Source organism: bacterium (assembly GCA_024742285.1).
Taxonomy (GTDB): domain Bacteria; phylum Myxococcota_A; class UBA9160; order UBA9160; family UBA4427; genus UBA4427.
In genome coordinates this window covers 437962-458350 of record JANSYR010000001.1, presented here as the reverse complement: position 1 = coordinate 458350, position 20389 = coordinate 437962, and the positions used below count along the sequence as shown (strand labels likewise).

The following is a 20389-nucleotide window of genomic DNA, read 5'->3' as shown; positions in this document are numbered from 1 at the left end:
GATGCAGATCGAGCGAGTGAATCCCGACGGACTGTTCAAGCTGGATGCCTTCACGCAGGTGGTCACTGCGGAGGGGGTCGGGAAGATCGTTCACATCGCGGGCCAGGGTGCCTTCGATGCGAACTTCCAGCTCGTGGGGCCCGGTGATCTGCACGCCCAGACGGTGCAGGCTTTCCGGAATCTGCGAACCGCCCTCCAGGCCGTGGGCGGCGAGGTCGAGAACGTCGTCAGCAGCAACATGTACATCGTCGAGATCTCGGCAGAGAAGGTCGAGACGTTCTCCGCGGCGATGGCCGAAGCACTCGACGGCAAGCCCTTTCCGCCCAATGCGTCCACGATGCTCGGCGTGCAGGGCCTGGCCATGGACGGAATGCTGATCGAGATCAGCGCCGTCGCCGTGCTTCCCTGATCGAGCGGCGTCGATGCCCCGCGTCGGCGAACTCGCCGGGATCTTCCGCTATCCGGTCAAGAGTATGCAGGGCGAACGCCTGGGGCGGGCCGCTCTCGGAATCGACGGCCTCCCGGGCGATCGCGCCTGGGGGTTGCGCGACGAGAGCCGGGGCGACTTCTTTCTGGGCAAGCGCTGTCCGGAGCTGATGTCCTGTGCGGCGGCGTACGTCGATGGGTACGAGCCGGGGGCCGTCCCGGAGGTCGTGTTGCCCGGCGGCCCACGATTTCCGGCGGGCGCGCCGGACGCGGCCGAGCGCCTGTCGGCGTTCCTCGGGAGGCGCGTGAGCGTCTGGCCAGCGGGCGCGGAGTCGCGAGCGGCCGAGGCCGGGGAGCCGATCGGCGAAGCGGAGATGCGTTCGATGCTCGCGAGGGAGGCGGACGAGCCGCTGCCCGACTTCTCGGAGCCGGCCCCCGAGCTCGTCGAGTTCCAGTCGCGCAACGGACCGCTCGTCGATGCTTTCCCGCTCCTGGTCCTGACCGATCGCTCGCTCGACACGATCGCGGACGCTCAGCCCGAGGCGGAGGTCGATTGGCGCCGCTTCCGTCCGAACCTGCTCGTCGCGGGCGTAGGTGGCGGGGCCTTTCCGGAGCAGGACTGGGTCGGAGGCCGATTGCGCGTCGGTGACGCCGTGCTCTCGGTTCACTCGAAGTGCGTCCGGTGCGCGATGGTCACCCATGGCTTCGCCGACCTCCCGAAGGCGCCGCAGATCATGCGCACGCTGGTCCGCGAGAACGAGGGGCACCTCGGCGTCTACGCGCTCGTCGAGGAGCCCGGGGAGATCCGCGCGGGTGATCGGGTGACGCTTCTTCGCTGAGCAGTGGGTCCTCGCGACCTGAGGTCGAACGTCCGTCGGCCCCGACCTCGAGATCGACGCGAAGCTCCGCACCCGTCCTCCGAAGACGCGGGCGCTGGATCGGGCGGATTCCATGTATGCTGCGCGCTTCGAGCCATCAGACCGCAGAGGGAAACCGCCGTGATCGAGAACATCCTTCAGCCGACCGGAGATCAGGTCCGCGCCTTCCGCGACCGTCGGACCGGCGAGCCGATCGCCATGCTCAACCTGCTCAAGTTCAAGGAGCGCGCCGAGTACGCGGACGGACGCGCGTCGGACCTGAGCGGGCGCGAGGCGTACGAGCTCTACGCGAAGGGGTTTCACGCGGTGATGGATTCCCGCGGCGTGAAGATCCTCTACTCGGGTGACGTGCGCGGCTTCCTGATCGGGACTGGCGACGGCGCCTGGGACGCCATGGCTCTCATCCAGTACCCGACGACGCAGGTCATGCTCGACATGCTTCGCGACCCCGAATACCAGGCCGCTCAGGAGCACCGCGCCGCTGGACTGGAAGGGCAGCTCCTCGTGGAGTGCGGCCCGGGCTTCGTCTTCTAGCGCGGAGGCGACGCGCTGCGCGGATCCGTCGGGGCTCGCCGGGTCGCGCTGGACGCGATTCTGCCCTGGGTGAGCTCGGATCGGGTCGACGTCGCCCCGGCTGGCGGCCTCCTCGCGCCAGGGTACGCTCGTTCCAGCACGAAACGCGAAGGAGTGTCGGATGGCGGAGCAGGGAGACGAGCAGGGCGGTGGCACGAGCGTCGGGCCCAACCCGACGGCGATCGTCACCGAGAACGACACCGACGTGAGTCGACCCTTCATCTTCGACGTCGCGAAGATCGCCGGCCAGACCAACCTCGAGCTGATGGGGGAGGCGGCCGACGCGGACGCGCTGCTCGATCTGCTGGGGCGCGACCTCGTGACCCGGACCATCATCCAGACGCCAGAGCTCACCGTGTATCACGAGACCGCCGCGCCCGGCGAGTCGGTCAAGCCCCATCGCCACGGCACCTACCAGGTGAACTTCGTGCTGCGGGGCGAGCTCTTCTTCGGCTCGAGACGCGTGGGCCCCGGCATGGGCTACTTCTCGCCCGACAAGCTCTACGCGTGGCGCGCGGGAGACGAGGGCGCGGAGTGGATCGAGATCCATTCGGGCCAGGTCGGGATCTATTCCGAGCCGGCGGAAGCTCGCTAGTCCTTCAGCACCGGGTAGAGGTGCTCGTCGGGATCGTGGAGACTGCCGCTCCGCGCGCCGCCTCTTCGGGTCTGGGTCTGAATGGACCGCTGACTCAGCTCGGGTGACCAGCTCTCCGGGTCGACGATCGGGATTCGCCAGGCCGCTTCCGGGTCGGTGGCGAGGTGCACGAGCTCGTGGCGCGTGACGGGCTTCGAGAACAGGTAGCCCTGCATGCGCGAACAGCCGCGCTCCAGCAGGCAGCGCATCTCCTCGACCGTCTCGACCCCCTCGGCGATCAGGTCGATGCCGAGACCGCGCGCGATGTGGATGATGCCTTCGAGGATCACGCCGTCGGGATCCGTCTGGGCGGCGCCCCGAACGAAGGACTGGTCGATCTTCAGCAGGTCGACGTTCAGCCGGCGGAGCAGGGTGAGCGACGAGTAGCCGGTCCCGAAGTCGTCGATGGCCACCCGAATGCCGCGCTCGCGGATCTGGTCGAGGACCTGGACGGCCTCTTCGCTCGCCGCGAGGGACTCCGTCAGCTCGAGCTCGAGGCGCGTGGGCGCGATTCCGGTCTCGTCGAGAACCCGGTCGAGATGGCTCAGGAAGTCGTGGTGGTGGATCTGGCGACCGGAGATGTTCACCGCGACGCGCGCGTCGTTGAGACCCTCCCAGCCCATCGCGGCCTGGCAGGCTGCGCGCAGGACCCACTCCCCGAGCTGGACCATCCCGCCCGTCTCTTCGGCGACGGGGATGAAGTCCGCGGGCGAGATCGAGCCGCGCGTCGGATGCTCCCATCGCACCAGCGTCTCGACGCCGACGATCGACTCCGTCGCGACCTCGATCTGGGGCTGGAACTCCAGGAAGAGCTGGCCCGAGAGCACGGCCTGCCGCAGCCCGTTCACCATCTCGAAGCGCTCGGCGGCCTTCTCGTTCAGCTCGGTGTTGTACATGTGGATGCAGTTCTTGCCCGAGTTCTTCGCCTCGTACATCGCGGCATCCGCGCTCTGGATCAGCGACTCTCCGTCCTCGCCGTGCTGGGGATGGATCGCGATGCCGATGCTCGCACTGATCCAGCACTCGTTGCCGTCGAGGTGGTAGGGGCGCTCGACGGCCTGTCGGATCACGTCCGCCGTGGTGAACGCCTCTTCCTCGTCCTCGATGCCCTGGATCGCCGCCAGGAACTCGTCGCCGCCGATCCGCGCCACGAGGTCGTTCTTGCGGATCGAGCTGCGCAATCGCTTGGCGACGTCGCCGAGCAGCTCGTCGCCGATCGCGTGGCCCAGGTTGTCGTTGATCGCCTTGAATCCGTCGAGGTCGATGAAGAACACGGCGATCGGGGTGTTGCTGCGCTGGGACCGCGCGAGGAGCCGGTCGAGCTGGTCCATGAACCAGTAGCGGTTGGGCAGCTCGGTCAGCGTATCGTGGGTGGCGAGGAACTGGTGCTTCCGCTTGGCCTGGGTGAGGGCCTGCAGAGTCCGGTGGCGCTCGATCGCGTGTATGAGCGTCCGGGTGAGGAGCTCCGGCGTCACCTCGCCCTTCGCCAGGTAGTCCTGGGCGCCGGCGCGCGTCGCTCGCAGCCCGGTCTCCTCGTCGCGCTGATAGGTCAGCACCACGATCGGCACCGCGCTCGCCGCGGCACTCGCGCGCATCAGTGAGTCGAGGCCGTCGGCTTCGTGGACCGAGAGGTCGATCAGCATGGCGTCGAAACGATCGGCGTGGAGGCGCAGCAGCGCCTCCTCGACGCGCAGGACCCGGGTCGTCTCGAAGCGCGTGCCCTCGGGCCGCGCGAGGATCTCCTCCAGCCGTTTCGCGGTGAGGTCGTCCTCGACCACGAGCAGGAGCGAGAAGCCCTTGGGCGCGTCCCGTGTCTCTTCGTTGGATTTCGCTGCTTCGTCCATCTCGGCCGTTCGCGGGCCGCTCTCGTCGAGGAGCGACCTTCGCTGTCGTTTCGGACGTCGCGCGACCGGGGACGAGTGAAACCCTCGGATGCGGTCGAAAAACGCGTCGAATCCCGGAAAGGGCCCGCAGCCACCGTGCAGCGCACGCGTCTTCGACCCGAGAGCTGCGTGTCGATTGCGGAGCCGTTGCGCGTCTGGGGCGCCATCTCGACGACACGATGGGCGTACCCCCCGGCGTCGAGGCGACCGCGTTGGCGCCATCGGCCCATCGAATTTACCTTTGCGGACCGCTGACCAAGGAGCGACGAAACGTGGAGACCCTGGAGCGCTGGCTCAAACGGATCGGCCTCGGAGGCGGGTTGATCCTGCTCGCCGCCTACCTGGTCTTTCTCGCCTGGACGCTGCCCAGACACGAGCTGGTTCACGTCACGGGGACCGAGACGCGGCGCGGTGATGTCGAGACGCCGGAGGGCGGGATCCGCGCGCTCGACGTGCGCTACGTGATGGCGGAAGACCTCGAAGGGGCGCCGCGCGTGTATCGCAACGAGGATACGGGCTGGGGCTGGCCGCCCTATTTCAAGTTCGACTCGGGGAACGTCGCTGCGCAAGCCAAGAGCTTCTCCATCAACCCGGAGAGGCCCACGGTCAAACTCACGTCCTACGGCTTCCGCATTCCGATGTTCAGCACCTTCCCGAACGTCCTCGACATGGAGCGCGTCGAGCCCGGCACGCAGCCGATCCCCTGGATGGCCCTGTTCATCGGGCTCCTCCACGTCATCCTCGTGGGCGCTGTGATCGCGATCTCCCTCGGCCGCAAGCGCGCACACGAAGAGGGCGTCTAGTCCCGCGCGTCGCGCCCTCCAGCAGCCGAGCCGGGAGCCCGAGCCCACGGGGCGGCGCCATACGCGCATGGACGTGCCGAGTCGGAACGCCAGGCTCGGCTCCGGCGCCGCGTTCGTCTAGAATCACCCTGACGGGTCGCGGGCTTCGCCCCGAACCGAGGACGACCCGACACATCGCTCCCATCGAGCCTTCACCTCCTCGAGATCCTCGAAGTCGGAGATTCCTGCGCATGTCGTCGAGTGCCTCTTCTCTGTTCGCGATCCCGGTGGTCGGGCTCGCGTTCGTCTTCTGCCTTTCCGGCGTCGCCGGCGCGCAGACGGCGATCAGCACCGGCCGGGAGGGCGGCAGCTACCACGCGATCGGCGAGCGATTGAAGGCGAGTCTCTCGGCGGACCAGGGCTACGAGATCTCGCTCGATCCCAGCTCGGGATCGACGCAGAACCTTGCGCGTCTCGCCGATCCGTCGAGTCCCGTGGGCCTCGCGCTGACGCAGTCGGATGCGCTCGCCCGGTTCGTGAAGATGAACCCGGAGTTCGCGAGCGAGTACATCGTGCTGGGGGATGCGGGCAAGGAATGCGTCCTCGCGATCGGATCGAGCAAGGGGAGCCTCTGGAGCTTCGCCAACCTCGCCGCCACGAAGGGAACCGAGATCTCGGTCGACGGGCCCGGAAGCGGCGCGGCGGTGACCTTCGGCTACCTGCTCGAGAAGGACCCGGACCTTTCGAGCCTGAATGTCGTCTACACCGACGTCATGGAGGCGATGCTTCAGCTCCAGGTCGGCGCGGCGAACTCTGCCCTCGGCGTGGTGATGATCGTGCAGCGGCCCACGGTGCGCTCGGAGGTGGTCGAGGTGCTGCTTGCCCGCTCCGGCGACTATCGACTGCTGCCGATCTACGCCTCCGACGTTCAGGGAGGGCGACTTCCGGACGAGAGCTCCGTGTATACCTTCGAGCGCGTGCGCGTCGGCGACAAGAGCTCGTCCGCGGGCATCGAAGTCGACACGCTCTGCATGCGAAGTCTCCTCCTCGCGTCGAAGCGCAAGCTCGATCGAGACACTCGGAGCAAACTGTCTCGCTTCATGTTGATGGCCGGCCCCGAGGTCTTCGCCGATCCCGATTGAGCCGGCACGGCGCGATCACCCGGCCCCCTGATCGGCTTCTCCGGGATGGGGTGGTCCGGCGGCGACACCGATGTGCTCGGAGGTCTTCGCCGACGGATCGTGTCGGCGTGGGGCCCGTGGGGATCGCTCTCACGGAATCGCGTCGCGACTGAGTGGCTCCCGAAGAGCAAGCCGCGGGCAAAGCCGGCTTCGCGTGACCGTCGACACACCACCTGATTCGACGAAGCGCCGAAGTATTCCGGTGCCGGACAGACGCTCGGTCGTACGGACTGCGAGCGAGCCGCGTTCGGTGCCAGAACTCAGGAGGAGGGGATTCCGGCGGCGAGGCCGTCGGGAGACGCTTCTCTTTCGATCGCGCCCCGTGTCGTCCGTCCGCTCACGTTCCTTCGTCGAAGACGCACGGCGCCGAGCTTCTCAGACAGCGTCTCCCTTCCTCGCCATCACAGGATTCTGATCCGCGTCCATCGCGGATCCGTGCACGCCCCCGATGATCGAGAACGGAGAGTTCGAATGAAACGCGCCGCCCCTCTGAAGAAGACGATCCCCGCGATCTCCCTCGGAATCACCCTCGCCCTCGCGCCGATGGCTTCCGCACAGCAATGTGTCGAGAATCCACCCGGCTCCATCGGCTGGTGGCCAGGCGACGGCTCCGCGAGCGATCTCGAGTCCGGCAGGGACGCGCGCCCGACGGCCGGTGCAGGCTATGCGATGGGGCTCGTGGGGGACGCCTTCGGGTTCGATGGTGTGGGAGGCGGCCAGGACGATCGTGTTCTCCTGCCTCGTCTGGCCGCGGATGGATTGGCTGACCTGACGGTCGAGTTCTGGATCAATACGACCGATCCGACTGCCGGCCTGCTCTCGGCTGCCAACGGCAACCCGTCCAGCGCCAACGAGCTGCTTCTGTTCCAGGGGACGGCTGGCCTCGTCGTGTGGATCAAGCAGTCGCAGTCCGGATCGATCCCGGTCTTCGTGAACGACGGCGCCTGGCATCACGTGGCGCTGGTGCGCGAAGGCGGCGAGGGCTCGCTCTTCGTGGATGGGCTCGTCGTCGACCGCCGCGCCTACCCGGCCGGGCCTCTCGACGTAGGCCCCCTCGGTCTCCTGCTCGGTCAGGACCAGGACTGTCTGGGCGGATGCTTCCAGGCGGATCAGGCGCTCGACGGTGCTGTCGACGAGCTCACGATCTACGGTCGCGCCCTCGCGGAGCAGGAGATCGCCGCCGTCTTCGAAGCGGGTGCCGCCGGCAAGTGCAAGCCGCTCGGGGCCCCCGATGCACCGGGCACCGAAGCGCTGGCCGAGGAGCTGACGATCGCGTTCGAGTCGATCGAAGCGCTCGAGATGGAGATGGGCATGCTCATCGACCGGATCGGGGAGATCGATCTCCTGTTGGAGAACCTCGAGGCGAGTCTGCACAGCCACGACGCGAAGCCTCGAATCCGAAGCCGTTGGGGTCATGATCGTCGACGTCACCATGATGACGACGACGACGATGATCGCGACCGGAAGAAGCGCAAGCACCGCAAGCACGGCAAGCACCGGCGATAGTCCGAGGGCTTCGACTCGCCCCGGCAGGAGCCGGTTCGTCGGCTCCTGCCTCTGGGGCGGGCATCCCCCTGCGGTAGAATGGGGCGCATTCCATCGAATCAGAGGATGCGCCATGCAGATTCCGTTCTACTTCGACTACGCGTGCCCCTGGGCCTATCTCGGAAGCTGTCGCGCCGAGGCCTTCTTCGGCGAGCTCGGCGCCACGATCGAGTTCCGCCCGGTCCATCTCGCCACCCTGAGAGAGCCCACGGCCGGACCGCAACAAGCGCCGACCGGCGAACGGCGCGGCGCGTGGTACATGGACGATCTCCAGGGCTGGTCCGAGATGATCGGGGGGGAGCTCAACCTCGCGCCGAAGGAGCTCGTCGGGCGCTCGACCCGACTCGCGCTGTGCGGAGCGTTCGTGGCCGCCGAGGCCGGGAAGCTGCGGGAGTACCACTATCCGGCCTATCGGGCGCGATGGGTCGAGGCGCGCGACCTCTCGGATCCCGAAGTCGTCCACGCCCTGCTCGCCGGGGCGGGACTCGATGCCGACGCGGCGCTCACGCGCGCGAGCTCGCCCGAGCTGGAAGCCCAGTTGGACCAGGCCACGCAGGAGGCCATCGACCGTGGCGTCTTCGGCGTTCCGACCTACTTCGTCGGCGATCGGATGTTCTGGGGCAACGACCGCTTCGAGCTGGCGCGCTTCTATCTCGAGAGGGCGCTCGAAGAGGCCGCCTGAAATCGGTCGCGAGCCGCGCTTCGTGTCCGAAGGGGTTCAGGGCGCCGTCGCGACGACGCTCGGTCGCCGAACGACCTCGGCGAACCATCGCTCTACGTGGGGGCAGTCCTCGGGGATCCGGAATCCGGTCGACGCCGTGCCCTGCAGACTCACCACCAGCGTGATGTCCGCCGCGCTGAATCCGGATCCGGCGACGAACTCGTTCTCGGCGAGCTGGGCGTCCAGCACCCGGAGCGCCTCCACGGCCAGCGTGCGATTCAGCTCGCCCCACTCGGCGATCTGAATCGGCTCGAGGACCCGCGCCGGCTCGAAGCCGTGTCGAAAATGGGCCCGGATGGCGGCGAAGAATCCGAACTCGACGCGGCGCTGCCACATGTCGCGAATCGCGCGGTCGAGTGGATCGCTACCCAGGACGCTGGGCTCCGGAAACAGCTCCTCGAGGTAGCGGCAGATCGTCATCGTCTCCGAGACGAAGGTCCCGTCGTCGAGCTCGAGGACGGGCACCAGCCCGATCGGATTCTTCGCGAGGAAGGCCTCGCCCCGGTGCTCCTGGGAGTAGAGGTCCACCGGCACGAAGGGGATCTCGAGCCCCTTCTCGGCGAGAAAGATCGCCACCCGCCTCGGATTGCCGATCGTGGGACTGCCGTGAATCCTCACCCCGTTTCCGTCCCGACCCCATCGCGCGAGCCGCTCGCGATCGGTGCACCGGCCGCGAGTGCGCGTTCGACCTCGATCTTCACCGCCTCGAGTGCGTGGGCGACACGTCCGGCATCGACCGCCGCGGCCAGATCCGACGCGCCTGCCTCTGTGAGGAGCTCCGGCAGTCGATCGAGCAACGACGCGAGCGCCCAGTCGAGCAGCGGTCCCCGGCGCGCGACGTCGTGCTCGACCACGACGTTGCGGGGCGTGAACGGGTCGAGGAGATGATAGTGCGCGGCGTCGTCGAAGCAGTCGAAGCGCAGGTACTCGGCGCCGTCGCTCGTTCCGAACACGTGGAGGCAGAGCCCGTCCTCCTCGATGGTTCCCTCCATGCCCGCCGGCGTGACGCCATCGAACTGATCGCGGGCGTCCGGACCGTAGAAGTCGAGGATCACGGCCTCATCGAGCCTTCGATACTCCACGCCGAAGGTCACGGCGCCGGCGGGGATCCGCGCGGTGAACGCCTCGAAGGCCGGAACCGGCAGCGTGCGATAGGTGATCGGCATTTCCCGTCCTCGATTCCCGGAGACGCGTCGCGGGAGCATCGCGACGGTCGGCGTCCGCATGCCTCCAATCCTGCCGGAGACGGCGACCCACGACCAGCGTCGGCATCGCCCCCGGAGCGATCGGGGAGGCGGTCGGCGGATCCGGATCGAGCCCGACCTCGGGGACGGTATCAGGATCAGCGTCCGGGCCGACCTGTGTGAGGCCGCCTACGGGAAATCCGGTGTGCCCGTCGTGCCGTGCCCGCGGCGGCGTGGCGAGCGTCCCGCGAAAGCGGAAAAAGAAGCGTTGTGTGGCCTGCTTCTCGGAAGCGATATCGCCCGCGAGCGATCCTCGTCTCAGGGTCGAGAGCGACCGGGAGGAACTGCCATGCAGATCGTCATCGTCCGAAACGCCACGCAGCTCTTCGGGGTCCTGGTCGTGTTCTGGGGCCTCGCGGGCGTCGCCCATGCGAGCTGTGACGTGGAGATGCTCCCGCCCGTCGTCGAGGAGTCGGCGGAGGCGTGGCTCGACGCGCTGCCCGACCCGATCGCCGCGCCCCTCGCCGAGCGCGGCTTCGCCTTCCCCGAGCCCGGGTTCATCGAGGGCTGTCCCGAGCTCATCTCGGCGCTGCTCGTCGTCGAGCGCCCCGCGGACGAGGTCTTCGGGCGCCTGATCCAGACGACGCGCCACGGCGAGTTCATGCGCGAGGTCGGCTCGATCGATCCGGTCTCACGCTCGAGCCACGATTCGGTCGACCGCTATTCGATGCCGGTGCTCCTCACGCGGATCGACTACACGATTCGGCACACGTGGGACGCCACGGCGCGGCGGATCCGTTGGGCCCTCTCGGACCAGCACGAGAGCGACCTGAAGCACGTCGCAGGTCTCTGGGAGGTCCACGCGCTCGGGCCCGATCGCTCGCTGCTCGTCTACGCGAGCGAGGTCGAGATCGGCCCGGTCTTGCCGCGGATGCTCCAGGCACGCCTCACGGAGCGCAGTACGCGGTCGATCGTGGCGAGCGCCCACGACTGGCTCGCTCGGACCGACCTCGCCCTCCGCTGAGGCCCCGGTCCCCCGGCGTCGGCGAACCGCGTCCAGTCTGCGATGCTTCGGTCGGGAGGCGCGCAGGCCTGTGAGCGAGCCGGTCGAGAATCGTCGGTCCCGGTGGCTTCGGCGGGTGACCCAGCATCCTCGCCGGGTCGTCGGCACGATCCTCGTGGCTACGCTGCTCGCGCTCGCCGCGATCGTCGATCCCTTCACGGGCACGCCGCGACTGCTGCTCGACCCGTCGATCGAGAGCATGCTGCGGCGAGACGATCCTGGGCTCGCCGCCGCGGCGCGCGCGAACGCGCTCTTCGATGGCGGTGAGCTGCTGCTCGTCGCGATCGCGGCGGACGACGTGTTCGTGCCCGAGGTGCTCGAGCGTCTGAAGCGCCTGACCGAGCGGATCGAGGACCAGCCCGAGGTCCGGTACGCCTCGAGTCTCGCCACGGCCCTCAACATCCGAAGCGAACGGGGCGAGCTCCAGATCGAGCCCTTCTACGACGACGTGCCGACCGACCCTTCGGCCCTCGCCGATCTGCGGCGCCGCGCGCTCGCCGACCCGATCTACGCCGGCAATCTCGTGTCCTTCGACGGTCGGGTGGCGGCGATCTCGATCGCGCTGCTGGACCTCTCGGATCGGGACCTGATCGAGAGTGGCTTCGACGAGCGCCTCGGTCGGATCGCCGCCGAGGAGGCCGGCGGGCTCGAGGTGTGGATAGCCGGTGGGAGTCACGTCAAGGCGGAGACGAACCGGCTCATGCTGGGTGACCTCGGAGGCGTGCTTCCCTTCTCGGTCCTGCTGATGGCCCTCGCGGCCTTCGCGTCGTTCCGTACGCTGCGGGGTGTGGCGCTGCCGCTCGCGACCGTGGGCGTCGGCCTCGTCTGGACCATGGCCCTGGTCGGCACCTTGTTCGGCGAGCTCAACCCCGTGACGGTGGCGGCGCCGCCGGTGATCATCGCGGTCGGCTTCGCCTACGCGGTCCATGTCGTCTCCGCCTACTACGCGCGTGCCGCGGAGTCTCCGGCGGCGGTGGCGCCCGCCGACCTGGCCACCGACGTGTTGCGACGTGTGATCCAGCCGATCTGCTTCACCGGCCTGACGACCGCGATCGGCTTCTTCTCTCTCGCGACCAGCCCGATCGTCGCCGTCCGTGAGTTCGCGGTCTTCTGCGCCGTCGGCGTGCTCGCCACGACCTTCGTCTCGATCACCCTCGGCCCCGCGTGCCTGGCGCTGCTGCGGCGCCCCGCGCCCCGATCCGCGTCCGAAGAGCGTCCCGCCGAGAGCCGCTTCGAAGCCTTCCTGCGCCGGATCGCGCGCTTCGACCTGCGTCATCGCGACGCGGTCATGGCCGTCTGGCTCCTCGCCACCGTCGTCGCCGCCGCGGGCATCGGGCGGATCGAGATCAGCACCGACATGGTGAGCAACCTGCGCGCGGACAACCCCGTCCGCCTCGACTTCGACCGTGTGAACGCGGCCCTCGGTGGGGCAAACGCATTCCAGATCCTCGTCGAAAGCCCGGAGCCGGACGATTTCCTCGAGCCCGCGCGGCTCGAGACCCTCGTCGCGCTCCAGACCTGGCTGGCCGAGCAGCCGGAGGTCGCGGGCAGCACGTCCTTCGCGGACTACGTTCGGGTGCTGAACCAGGGCTTCCGCGAGGGCGACCGGGCGGCCCTGCGCGTCCCCGAGTCGCGCGCCCTCGTCGGTCAGCTGCTCGTGCTCGGCGGCAACGAGGAGGTCGATCGCTTCGTCGACGCCGATCGCCGCGCCGCCAACGTCGTCGTGCGGACGAGCGCGATCGACTCGGTCGACGTGATGGCGCTCGTCGGCCGGATCGAGGAGCGGCTCGCGACGCTGCCCGCGCCGCTCGAGGCGGAGGTGACCGGCCAGACCGTGCTGCTCAGCCGCACGATGGACGAGATCGCGCTCGGCCAGGCGCTCTCCCTCGCAACGGCGATCGCGCTGATCTACCTGGTCCTGGCGCTCCTCTTCACTTCCCTGAAGACCGGCCTCCTCGCCCTCGCCCCCAACCTGATCCCGATCGCGATCTACTTCGGCGTGCTCGGCTGGACGGGCGTCACGCTGAACATCACGACCGGGCTGGTCGCGTGCATGGTCCTCGGCATCGCCGTCGACGACACGATTCATCTGCTGGTGCACTTCAAGGAGGCGGCCCGCCGGCACGCCGACGAGGAGCGGGGCGTGCTCGAAGCGGTCGCGGAGATCGGTCGTCCGGTCACGGTCACGACCCTCGCGCTCTGCCTGGGCTTCCTCGCCCTGCTGATGAGCGAGATCCGGGCCCAGGTCGAGTTCGGCGTGCTCGCCGCCGTGATTCTCGCCATCGCCTGGGCCAACGACCTGACCTTCACGCCGTCGCTCGCCACCCGGATGCGCATCGTCTCGCTCTGGGACGTGCTCACCCTCGACCTCGGCGACGCGCCCGATCGCACCATCCCGCTCTTCGCCGGTCTCCGCCCCTGGCAGGCGCGGATCGTCGCGTTGATGGCGGAGCTGATCGAGGTGCCCGCCGACCGCCGTTTCCTGAAGCAGGGCGAACGCGGCGACGCCCTCTACGTCGTGATCGACGGCCTGCTCGAGGCTTCGACGGAGCGGCCGGAAGGATCGATCGGCCTGCGCTCGATGCGGCGTGGCGATCTCGTCGGCGAGGCGGCGGTCTTCACGGGCGAACGGACGGCCGACGTCTGGACGCGCTCGGAGGTACGGCTGCTACGTCTCGAGCGCACCCACCTCGAGGACCTCACCCGCCGCCACCCTCGGATCGCCGCGCGCGTGCTCGGCAACCTGAGCGGTGTGCTCGCGGAGCGGCTGGGGTCGGTGACCGGGCGAGTCGCATGAGGTCGCCGTGCTACTCCTCCGCGATGGACGGTCGTCTCGATCCCCGAAGTCCTCGATTGCTCCCGATCACGATGGCGCTGATCCTGAGCGCGCTGCTCGCCTTTCTCGCCTGCTCGGAGGAGGCGTCCGACCCTCGCCCCTCGGAGACCTCGGCACCCGCCGAGGCCGAGGCCGCGGAGGCCCCCGTCGACCCCGTGTTGACCGAGGCCACCGCCGGACCCCTCGGACGGCACGTGGCGGATCGCTACCCGGCGAGCCTCGAGACCGTGCTCGAAGCACGCTTCCTTCGGGTGCTGACCTCGCGGAACGCCTTCGACTTCTTCCTGAACGACGGCGAGCGGGGCGGCTACCAGTACGAGATGGTACGCGGATTCACCCGCTTCCTGAACGAGCGACACGAGCGTCCCCCGAGCTCCCCGCCGATCCAGTTCGAGCTGATCCCCGTGGATGACGACCAGTTGATCCCGCTCCTGCTCGAAGGGGCGGGCGACCTGATCGCCGCGCGCCTGACGATCACGCCGACACGCGCGGAGCAGGTCGCGTTCTCGAAGCCCTACCAGAGCGTCGACGAGCGGATCGTCTCCCACGACCAGGCGCCGGCGCTCGAGCGGCTCGAACAGCTCTCGGGCCGGACCGTCGCCGTTCGCGCGAGCAGCAGCTTCGCCGAGAGTCTCGCCCGTCTCGATCGGACCCTCGCCGATGCGGGGCGCCCGCCGGTCGATGTGTTTCCCGTCGACGGCGGGCTCGAGACGGAGCGCATCCTCGAACTCGTGGCGGCCCGTCGCTTTCCGTACACGGTGGCCGACAGCCTCGTTGCGGAGACGCTCGTCGCCCTCCATCCGACGCTCCGCATCGCGAAGGCCCCTCCGCTCCGAGAAGGCGGCAAGCTCGCCTGGGCGACGCGCCTCGGCGCCGACGGGCTGCTCGCCGAGATGAACGCCTTCCTGCGCCGCCATCGGCAGGGCAGTCTACGTGGCAACCTCGCAATCGAGCGGTACTTCAAGAGACGCGGCCGCGTCGCACGTCGGCTGGCGGACGCCGAGGAGCGCGGCCTCTCCGACTACGATGCCCTGTTCCGCGAGCACGCTGCCCGTTTCGATCTCGACTGGCGGCTCGTCGCCGCGATGGCCCATCAGGAGTCGCGCTTCGATGCGGCGGCCCGGAATCGTTCGGGTGCGGTCGGGCTGCTCCAGATCAAGCCCACGACCGCGCGCGAGCCCTACGTGGGGATCGCCGACGTGGCCGGCGCCGAGAACGCGTCGAACAACGTGCACGCGGGCCTGAAATACCTGGATTGGATCAAGCAGCGATACTTCGACAGTGAGCCCGACATGCGGGAGCGCGACCGGCTTCGGATGGCGCTCGCCGCCTACAATGCGGGCCCTCGGACCGTCCTGCTCGCGCGCAGGCGGGCGGCGAAGCAGGGGCTCGACCCCGACCGGTGGTTCCGTCACGTCGAGATCGCGATGCTCGGCATGCGCAAGGCCGAGCCCGTCAAGTACGTGAGCGAGATCAACCAGCGGTACCTGTCGTACGTGCTCATGGGGATCGAGTGACACCGTCGCCGCACGCGGGAACCGCAAGCGCGTCTCCGCCGTCGGTCCTTCATGCCCGCCGCGCGGCCCGGGCGTAGATAGATAGAAGGAAGAAGGAGGGGACCGTGCTTCGTACCGTACCGGTGATCGTGGCGATCCTGGCCACCTTGGGTGTTGCCTGGTGGCTGCTTCGAGACGAGTTCGTGCCGACGACACCGTCGCCGCCGCCCGAGCCTCGGCCCGAAGTGCCTGCCGTCGAGCGTCCGGATCCCGTCGAGCCACCGCCTCGGGCGCCCGCGGCGCCACCGTCACCCGCCGTGACGCGCCCCGTGCCCGCGCCGCCCGAGCCAGAGGCGCCCGTGCCGCCGCTCGCCGACAGCGACCCCTTCGTGCGAGATCAGCTGGCACCGCTCGATCTGCCCGCCGACTGGGTCGCGCGAGAGCAGCTCGTACGCCGGCTCGCCGTGCTGGTCGACAACGCCACGCGCAGCGAGCTGCCCCATCGGCAGCTCCAGTTCCTGCGCCCCGGCGGCGCGTATCGCGTTCTCGAGCGCGAAGGCCGCATCTACCCCGATCCCGCCAACGCCGCGCGATTCGAGCCCCTGCTCGACCTGCTCGAATCGATTTCCCCGTCGACGGCGGCGTCGGTGGTCCTGTCGATCGAGCCGATCCTGGCGGCGGCCCTCGGCGAGCTCGGTACGGAGGCGACGCCGCGTGAAGCGGTGCTCGAAGCGATCGATCGTGCGCTCGAAGCGCCCGAGCCACCGCGCGACCCCGTCCTGGTCCGGCCCAAGGTGCTCTATCGGTACGCGGACCCGGCGCTCGAGGCGCTGCCCCCGCTCGACAAGCAGCTGATGAGGCTCGGGGCGCGGAACCACGCGCGAATGCGGGCCTATCTGGTCGATCTTCGACGGGCGATGCTCGAGGCCGGATGAACAACCTACTGGGCGATCACAGCGAGCGTCGCGCTCGCCAGCCTGCTCTCGTCACGTCTCCTTCGACGTCTGAAGGGTCGGCCGGAAGGCCTCACCCGCGCGTCGATTCGGACGTACCCTCCTGCGCAGACGCCGCCCGAGGCGTCCCACGCAGGAGGTCCCATGAAGCAGTCGATCGTTCTACCGCCGGAGGTTCGCGAGCTCGATCGGGCCGTGTCCTGGATCGAGCGGGCGGAGCAGCTGGGCTTCCACTCGGCGATGCTCGGCTGCGGCCACAACATGGACCCGCTCGTCGTCTTCGCGGTCGCCGCGGGGCGGACCGAATGCGTGCTGCTCACGACGAACGTCCTGCCGACCTACACGCGCCATCCCCTGGTGACGGCGATGCAGGCGTTGACGACGCAGGCGGCGGCGGATGGACGGCTGCGGCTCGGCCTCGGACCCGGGCACGCCTCGATCATCGAAGACTGCTTCGGCCTGCCCTTCGATCGGTTGATCCGGCACACGTCGGAGTACTTCCAGATCCTGCGCCAGGTCTTCGACGGCAAGCACGCGAAGTTCGAGGGTGAACTGTTCCGCGTCGATTGGGAGATCGACGTCGAGTCGCCGCCGATTCCACTCTTCCTCTCTTCGCTCGGCGAGCAGATGTGCCGCGCGGCCGGTCGGCACGCCGACGGCGTCCTGCCGTGGCTCGCGCCTCCGGCCTACGTGCGCGACACGATCGTCCCGACGCTTCGGGAGAGCGCCGAGAAAGCCGGGCGTCCGGTGCCGCCCGTCGTGATGATCATGCCCTGCATCCTCTCGACGAATCGGGAGGAGGTCCGCGCGGGTGTCCACGCCTATCTCGATCTCTACCCGCGTCTCGAAGCGTATGCGGCGCTGCTCGAGCGCTGCGGTGTCCCCGACGCGAAGAACGGGCCGCGCGACGGTTGGACGGACGCGATGATCGACGCCGTCGTGCCCCACGGCGATCAGGAGGCGCTGGCAGCGGCCCTCGCGCGGTACCGGGAGGCGGGCGTCGACGAGATGGCCTTCCTGCCCGTCGGTGTGGGCGACGATCCCCAGGCTTCTGTCGAGCGGACCTGGGCGGCGCTCGCCGAGCTGGTCTGAGGCAGCCTCGATTTCGTCCCCGACGGGTGCCGCCGCTTCCTATAATCGGGGGTATGACGAACGCCCCGACCGACGCCCTGCGCAAGGACCCGACGGCCCCCGCCGCGGCCCGTACCGAGCTCCTGGAAGCCAGTGACGCCGAGATCGAAGCCGCGTTGGAACACGCGGACTCGATGGTCCTCCGCGGACTCGTCTACCAACTCACCGGCGACGCCGAGATCGCGGCGACCGAGGTGATCGTCGGGACCGCCCGCGGCTTCGCAGGCGGGATCGAGGCGACGCCGGAAGCCGCCGCGCTCATTCGGCGGAAGGCCGCAGACTTCCTCCAGTCGTATCGCGATCGCGGTGCGGGTCCGATCGACATGGGACCCTCGGGTCGGCTGGCCGAGAGCATGGCGCTCACGATGGGCCGCGAGCTGGAGCCCGAGGCGTTCGATCTCTGGCTCGAAGAGCTGGCGGTGAATCCGTGGGCACGCGGGCTCGACTGGTCCCGGGAACCCGGCGACCGCGGTCGGGACTTCTCCGTGACGATCATCGGGTCGGGCATGGGGGGGCTCAACGCGGCGATTCAGCTGAAGCGTGCGGGCATCGCCTTTCGGGTGCTCGAGAAGAACGAAGGCGTCGGGGGAACCTGGCACGAGAACCGCTACCCGGGCGCACGGGTCGATACGCCGAGTCGTCTCTACACGCACACCTTCGCCTCCGACTACAGCTACCCCTACTCGTTCTGTCCCTGGACGGAGAACCAGAAATATTTCGACTGGGTCGCGGACACCTTCGACGTACGCGGCGACATCACCTTCAAGACCGAGGTGCGCTCGCTCACCTGGGACGAAGACGCGTCCATGTGGGAGATCCGGGTCGACGGTCCCGGCGGCGAGCGGACCCTGCGATCGAATGCGGTCATCACCGCGGTCGGTTTCCTCAATCGCCCGGGCGATCCGGACATTCCGGGAATCGAGCGCTTCGAGAGACCGTCCTGGCACACCGCGCGCTGGCCGGTCGACTTCGATCCGAAGGGCAAGCGGATCGCCGTGATCGGGACGGGCTGCACCGGGTATCAGATGATCCCCGAACTCGCTCCCGAAGCCGGTCACCTCACGGTCTTCCAGCGGACGCCGCAGTGGTGCTTCCCCTCTCCGGGCTATCGCGACGCCTTCCCGCCCGAGGTGCCCTGGCTGGATCGGAATCTGCCCTTCCATACGAACTTCATGCGCCTCCGCGTCGCTGGCGGATTCGCCGCAGGATTCGCGCCGATCGCGCAGATCGATCCGGACTTCGACGACGAACACGCGATCAGCGAGCTGAACAAGATGGCGCGTGACAACTGCGTCCAGTTTCTGCGCGACAAGTTCGGGGACGACGAAGAGATGATCGCGAAGATGACACCGGAGCATCCGGTGCTCTCCGCTCGACCGGTGATCGTCGACTCCGAGTACAGCATCCTTGACGCCGTCCAGCGTGACGACGTCGACCTGGTGACGGATCCGATTCGGACCATCACCGAGAAGGGCGTCGAGACCGAGAGCGGCGAGGTCCATGAAGTGGACGCGATCGTCTACGCGACAGGATTCAAGGCGACCGAGTATCTCTTCCCGATGGCGATCACGGGGCGTGACGGCATGACGGTCGAGAAGCTGTGGGCGGACACCGGGGCCCAGGGCTACGTCGGCGCGATGATCCCGGGCTGCCCGAACCTGTGGACGCTCTACGGCCCGAACAGCAATGGCGGCCTTCTCGTCCCGGCCTTCCAGGAGATGGAGACGCTCTACGCGCTCAAATGCATCGAGCGCCTCGTCCTCGAGGAGAAGCGTTCGATCGACGTCAAGCTCGAGGCCTACCGCGCCTACAACGAGATGATCGACGAGCGGAACGGGCAGATGGCCTGGAGCGATCCCCGCGCCCGGAACTACTACTGGACGAAGTTCGGCCGCTCGGCGACCCAGAACCCGCTCACGCCCCTCGAGATGTGGAGTCTGCTCAGGGAACCGGACTTCGACGATCTCGATGTGCGCTGAGATCTGGCACTGGCGTCCGCCCGATCGACGTCAAGCGGCGATCGGGAGCATCTCGCTTCATCGCCCCGCCAGCCGCTCGACTACGGGCGCCATCTCTTCCATTCCGTCGCTCATCACGACCCAGTAGCTGATCCCCCAGCGTTCGCGATGCGCTTCGATCGCCTCGCAGACCTGGTCCACGCTCCCGACCCAGGCATAGGGGACGCGCCGTGCCTCTTCGATCGCGAAGGGATACCGCTGCTGGAGGAGCCGATCGCCCTCGGCGCGGTCGTCGGTGATCCGTCCCGCATAGACCTGCATCGCGAGCTCGATTTCGTCGAAGCGTTCCCCGGCCGCGTCGCGGATCCACTCGAGCTTCTCGTCCGTGCGTACTTCCGTCGCGTCGGTATCCGTCGCGACGTCGTGGACGCCGGATCGTGCGGCCGGGTTGATGCCGATGATGTCCGCCTTGCGTGCAGCGAGGCTGAGGAACTTTCGCCCGCCGCCGCCCATCATGAGGGGGAGCCGCGGGCGCGAGAGCGGGGGGTAGGGCGCCATCTCGCGAATCCGGTAGTGCTCGCCCTCGAAGTCGAAGGGCTGCCCGGAGAAGAAGGCGCGAAGGATGTCGATCGCCTCGCCGAGGCGCTCGATGCGGCGTCCCGGCCGCTCGAACTCCAGGCCGAGGTCCAGGTACTCGTCCCGCTTCCAACCCGTGCCGATCCCGAGCTCCGCTCGACCGCCAGAGAGCCGATCGAGCGTTGCGAACTCCTTCGCGAGCAGGACAGGGTGTCGGAAGTCGTTGGCGACGACACTCGATCCGATGCGTGCGGTCGTCGTCGCGCAGGCGAGCGCCGTGGCCGTGGCGATCGGACCGAGCTGTGGGTGGGTGGGGTGGTCGGAGACGAGGAGCGCGTCGTAGCCGAAGCTCTCCGCTCGGCGCGCGGCTTCCGCGAGATCCCTCCCGTCGGCGGACGTACGAACCTTCAACCCGAAACGAAATCGACGCGATTGCTTCATCGATGCCCTCTGCGCTCGCGGAGCTCTTCAGGTCGAGACGATATCGGGGGGGCCGCTGGGCTTCTACGAGCGCGGTTCGGCTACCACGGGCGATCGCGCCCGCGATTCGTACGCGATATTCGGCTCGC

At 68.6% G+C, this 20389-nt stretch carries 18 protein-coding genes; 14 read left to right on the top strand and 4 right to left on the bottom strand.

The genetic code is table 11. From position 1 onward, the window contains the following. Nucleotide 1 precedes the first annotated feature (1 nt). From NXI30_02030 to NXI30_02015, 4 genes are all read left to right on the top strand, one after another. On the top strand, nucleotides 2-409 hold the full coding sequence (locus NXI30_02030; protein MCR9092972.1) for a RidA family protein: 408 nt from the start codon (nucleotides 2-4) through the stop codon (nucleotides 407-409). A gap of 13 nt (nucleotides 410-422) precedes the next feature. Then, nucleotides 423-1265, top strand: a complete 843-nt coding sequence (locus tag NXI30_02025; protein MCR9092971.1) for an MOSC domain-containing protein — start codon at nucleotides 423-425, stop codon at nucleotides 1263-1265. A gap of 159 nt (nucleotides 1266-1424) precedes the next feature. After that, nucleotides 1425-1838: a DUF1330 domain-containing protein gene (locus NXI30_02020; protein ID MCR9092970.1), complete on the top strand. Its 414-nt coding sequence runs from the start codon at nucleotides 1425-1427 to the stop codon at nucleotides 1836-1838. Nucleotides 1839-1998: 160 nt separating this feature from the next. Continuing rightward, nucleotides 1999-2472 carry a cupin domain-containing protein gene (locus NXI30_02015; protein ID MCR9092969.1) on the top strand — a complete coding sequence of 158 codons (474 nt, stop codon included), beginning with the start codon at nucleotides 1999-2001 and terminating at the stop codon, nucleotides 2470-2472. On the opposite strand, the gene NXI30_02010 is transcribed toward NXI30_02015, so the two are convergent. Beyond that, nucleotides 2469-4355 (bottom strand): EAL domain-containing protein, encoded by a 1887-nt coding sequence (locus NXI30_02010; GenBank protein MCR9092968.1) that lies wholly within the window; start codon nucleotides 4353-4355, stop codon nucleotides 2469-2471. The genes NXI30_02015 and NXI30_02010 overlap by 4 nt on opposite strands. Nucleotides 4356-4666: 311 nt before the next feature. On the opposite strand from NXI30_02010, the gene NXI30_02005 reads away from it, so the two are divergent. The 4 genes from NXI30_02005 (at nucleotide 4667) to NXI30_01990 (ending at nucleotide 8584) form a co-directional block, all read left to right on the top strand. After that, nucleotides 4667-5197: a DUF1523 family protein gene (locus tag NXI30_02005; protein ID MCR9092967.1), complete on the top strand. Its 531-nt coding sequence runs from the start codon at nucleotides 4667-4669 to the stop codon at nucleotides 5195-5197. A gap of 230 nt (nucleotides 5198-5427) precedes the next feature. After that, nucleotides 5428-6318 carry a hypothetical protein gene (locus NXI30_02000; protein MCR9092966.1) on the top strand — a complete coding sequence of 297 codons (891 nt, stop codon included), beginning with the start codon at nucleotides 5428-5430 and terminating at the stop codon, nucleotides 6316-6318. Between the two features lie 510 nt (nucleotides 6319-6828). Next, nucleotides 6829-7863 carry a LamG domain-containing protein gene (locus tag NXI30_01995; protein ID MCR9092965.1) on the top strand — a complete coding sequence of 345 codons (1035 nt, stop codon included), beginning with the start codon at nucleotides 6829-6831 and terminating at the stop codon, nucleotides 7861-7863. A gap of 112 nt (nucleotides 7864-7975) precedes the next feature. Next, complete coding sequence (locus NXI30_01990; GenBank protein ID MCR9092964.1) at nucleotides 7976-8584, top strand: DsbA family protein; 609 nt, start codon at nucleotides 7976-7978, stop codon at nucleotides 8582-8584. 36 nt (nucleotides 8585-8620) lie between these two features. Here the strand turns inward: NXI30_01990 and NXI30_01985 are convergent, their stop codons facing one another. Both NXI30_01985 and NXI30_01980 read right to left on the bottom strand, forming a co-directional pair. After that, on the bottom strand, nucleotides 8621-9199 hold the full coding sequence (locus NXI30_01985; GenBank protein ID MCR9092963.1) for a glutathione S-transferase family protein: 579 nt from the start codon (nucleotides 9197-9199) through the stop codon (nucleotides 8621-8623). Nucleotides 9200-9237: 38 nt separating this feature from the next. Continuing rightward, entirely contained in the window at nucleotides 9238-9849 is a 612-nt protein-coding gene (locus NXI30_01980) for a hypothetical protein (GenBank protein MCR9092962.1), read from the bottom strand. A 307-nt stretch (nucleotides 9850-10156) separates the two neighbouring features. Between NXI30_01980 and NXI30_01975 the strand changes: the two genes are divergently transcribed. The 6 genes from NXI30_01975 (at nucleotide 10157) to NXI30_01950 (ending at nucleotide 19265) form a co-directional block, all read left to right on the top strand. Beyond that, the gene (locus NXI30_01975) at nucleotides 10157-10831 is read left to right on the top strand and encodes an SRPBCC family protein (protein ID MCR9092961.1); all 675 of its coding nucleotides are present in this window, start codon (nucleotides 10157-10159) and stop codon (nucleotides 10829-10831) included. A gap of 115 nt (nucleotides 10832-10946) precedes the next feature. Next, the gene (locus NXI30_01970) at nucleotides 10947-13667 is read left to right on the top strand and encodes an efflux RND transporter permease subunit (GenBank protein MCR9092960.1); all 2721 of its coding nucleotides are present in this window, start codon (nucleotides 10947-10949) and stop codon (nucleotides 13665-13667) included. 23 nt (nucleotides 13668-13690) lie between these two features. Continuing rightward, complete coding sequence (locus tag NXI30_01965; GenBank protein ID MCR9092959.1) at nucleotides 13691-15223, top strand: transporter substrate-binding domain-containing protein; 1533 nt, start codon at nucleotides 13691-13693, stop codon at nucleotides 15221-15223. Nucleotides 15224-15327: 104 nt separating this feature from the next. Continuing rightward, a complete protein-coding gene (locus tag NXI30_01960; GenBank protein ID MCR9092958.1) occupies nucleotides 15328-16137 on the top strand; it encodes a DUF3014 domain-containing protein in 810 nt (269 codons plus the stop codon). 162 nt (nucleotides 16138-16299) lie between these two features. Beyond that, nucleotides 16300-17247, top strand: coding sequence for an LLM class flavin-dependent oxidoreductase (locus NXI30_01955; protein ID MCR9092957.1), 948 nt, complete (start codon nucleotides 16300-16302; stop codon nucleotides 17245-17247). Nucleotides 17248-17300: 53 nt separating this feature from the next. After that, the gene (locus NXI30_01950) at nucleotides 17301-19265 is read left to right on the top strand and encodes an NAD(P)/FAD-dependent oxidoreductase (GenBank protein ID MCR9092956.1); all 1965 of its coding nucleotides are present in this window, start codon (nucleotides 17301-17303) and stop codon (nucleotides 19263-19265) included. A gap of 57 nt (nucleotides 19266-19322) precedes the next feature. Here the strand turns inward: NXI30_01950 and NXI30_01945 are convergent, their stop codons facing one another. Beyond that, nucleotides 19323-20231, bottom strand: a complete 909-nt coding sequence (locus NXI30_01945; GenBank protein MCR9092955.1) for a TIGR03621 family F420-dependent LLM class oxidoreductase — start codon at nucleotides 20229-20231, stop codon at nucleotides 19323-19325. Between the last annotated feature and the right edge of the window lie 158 nt (nucleotides 20232-20389).

What these genes read in the sequence shown, in the direction of transcription:
- NXI30_02030 (MCR9092972.1), top strand. Translation starts at nt 2, where the DNA reads ATGCAGATCGAGCGAGTGAATCCCGACGGACTGTTCAAGCTGGATGCC.
- NXI30_02025 (MCR9092971.1), top strand. Translation starts at nt 423, where the DNA reads ATGCCCCGCGTCGGCGAACTCGCCGGGATCTTCCGCTATCCGGTCAAG.
- NXI30_02015 (MCR9092969.1), top strand. Translation starts at nt 1,999, where the DNA reads ATGGCGGAGCAGGGAGACGAGCAGGGCGGTGGCACGAGCGTCGGGCCC.
- NXI30_02010 (MCR9092968.1), bottom strand. Translation starts at nt 4,355, where the DNA reads ATGGACGAAGCAGCGAAATCCAACGAAGAGACACGGGACGCGCCCAAG.
- NXI30_02000 (MCR9092966.1), top strand. Translation starts at nt 5,428, where the DNA reads ATGTCGTCGAGTGCCTCTTCTCTGTTCGCGATCCCGGTGGTCGGGCTC.
- NXI30_01995 (MCR9092965.1), top strand. Translation starts at nt 6,829, where the DNA reads ATGAAACGCGCCGCCCCTCTGAAGAAGACGATCCCCGCGATCTCCCTC.
- NXI30_01990 (MCR9092964.1), top strand. Translation starts at nt 7,976, where the DNA reads ATGCAGATTCCGTTCTACTTCGACTACGCGTGCCCCTGGGCCTATCTC.
- NXI30_01980 (MCR9092962.1), bottom strand. Translation starts at nt 9,849, where the DNA reads ATGCGGACGCCGACCGTCGCGATGCTCCCGCGACGCGTCTCCGGGAAT.
- NXI30_01975 (MCR9092961.1), top strand. Translation starts at nt 10,157, where the DNA reads ATGCAGATCGTCATCGTCCGAAACGCCACGCAGCTCTTCGGGGTCCTG.
- NXI30_01965 (MCR9092959.1), top strand. Translation starts at nt 13,691, where the DNA reads ATGGACGGTCGTCTCGATCCCCGAAGTCCTCGATTGCTCCCGATCACG.
- NXI30_01955 (MCR9092957.1), top strand. Translation starts at nt 16,300, where the DNA reads ATGAAGCAGTCGATCGTTCTACCGCCGGAGGTTCGCGAGCTCGATCGG.
- NXI30_01950 (MCR9092956.1), top strand. Translation starts at nt 17,301, where the DNA reads ATGACGAACGCCCCGACCGACGCCCTGCGCAAGGACCCGACGGCCCCC.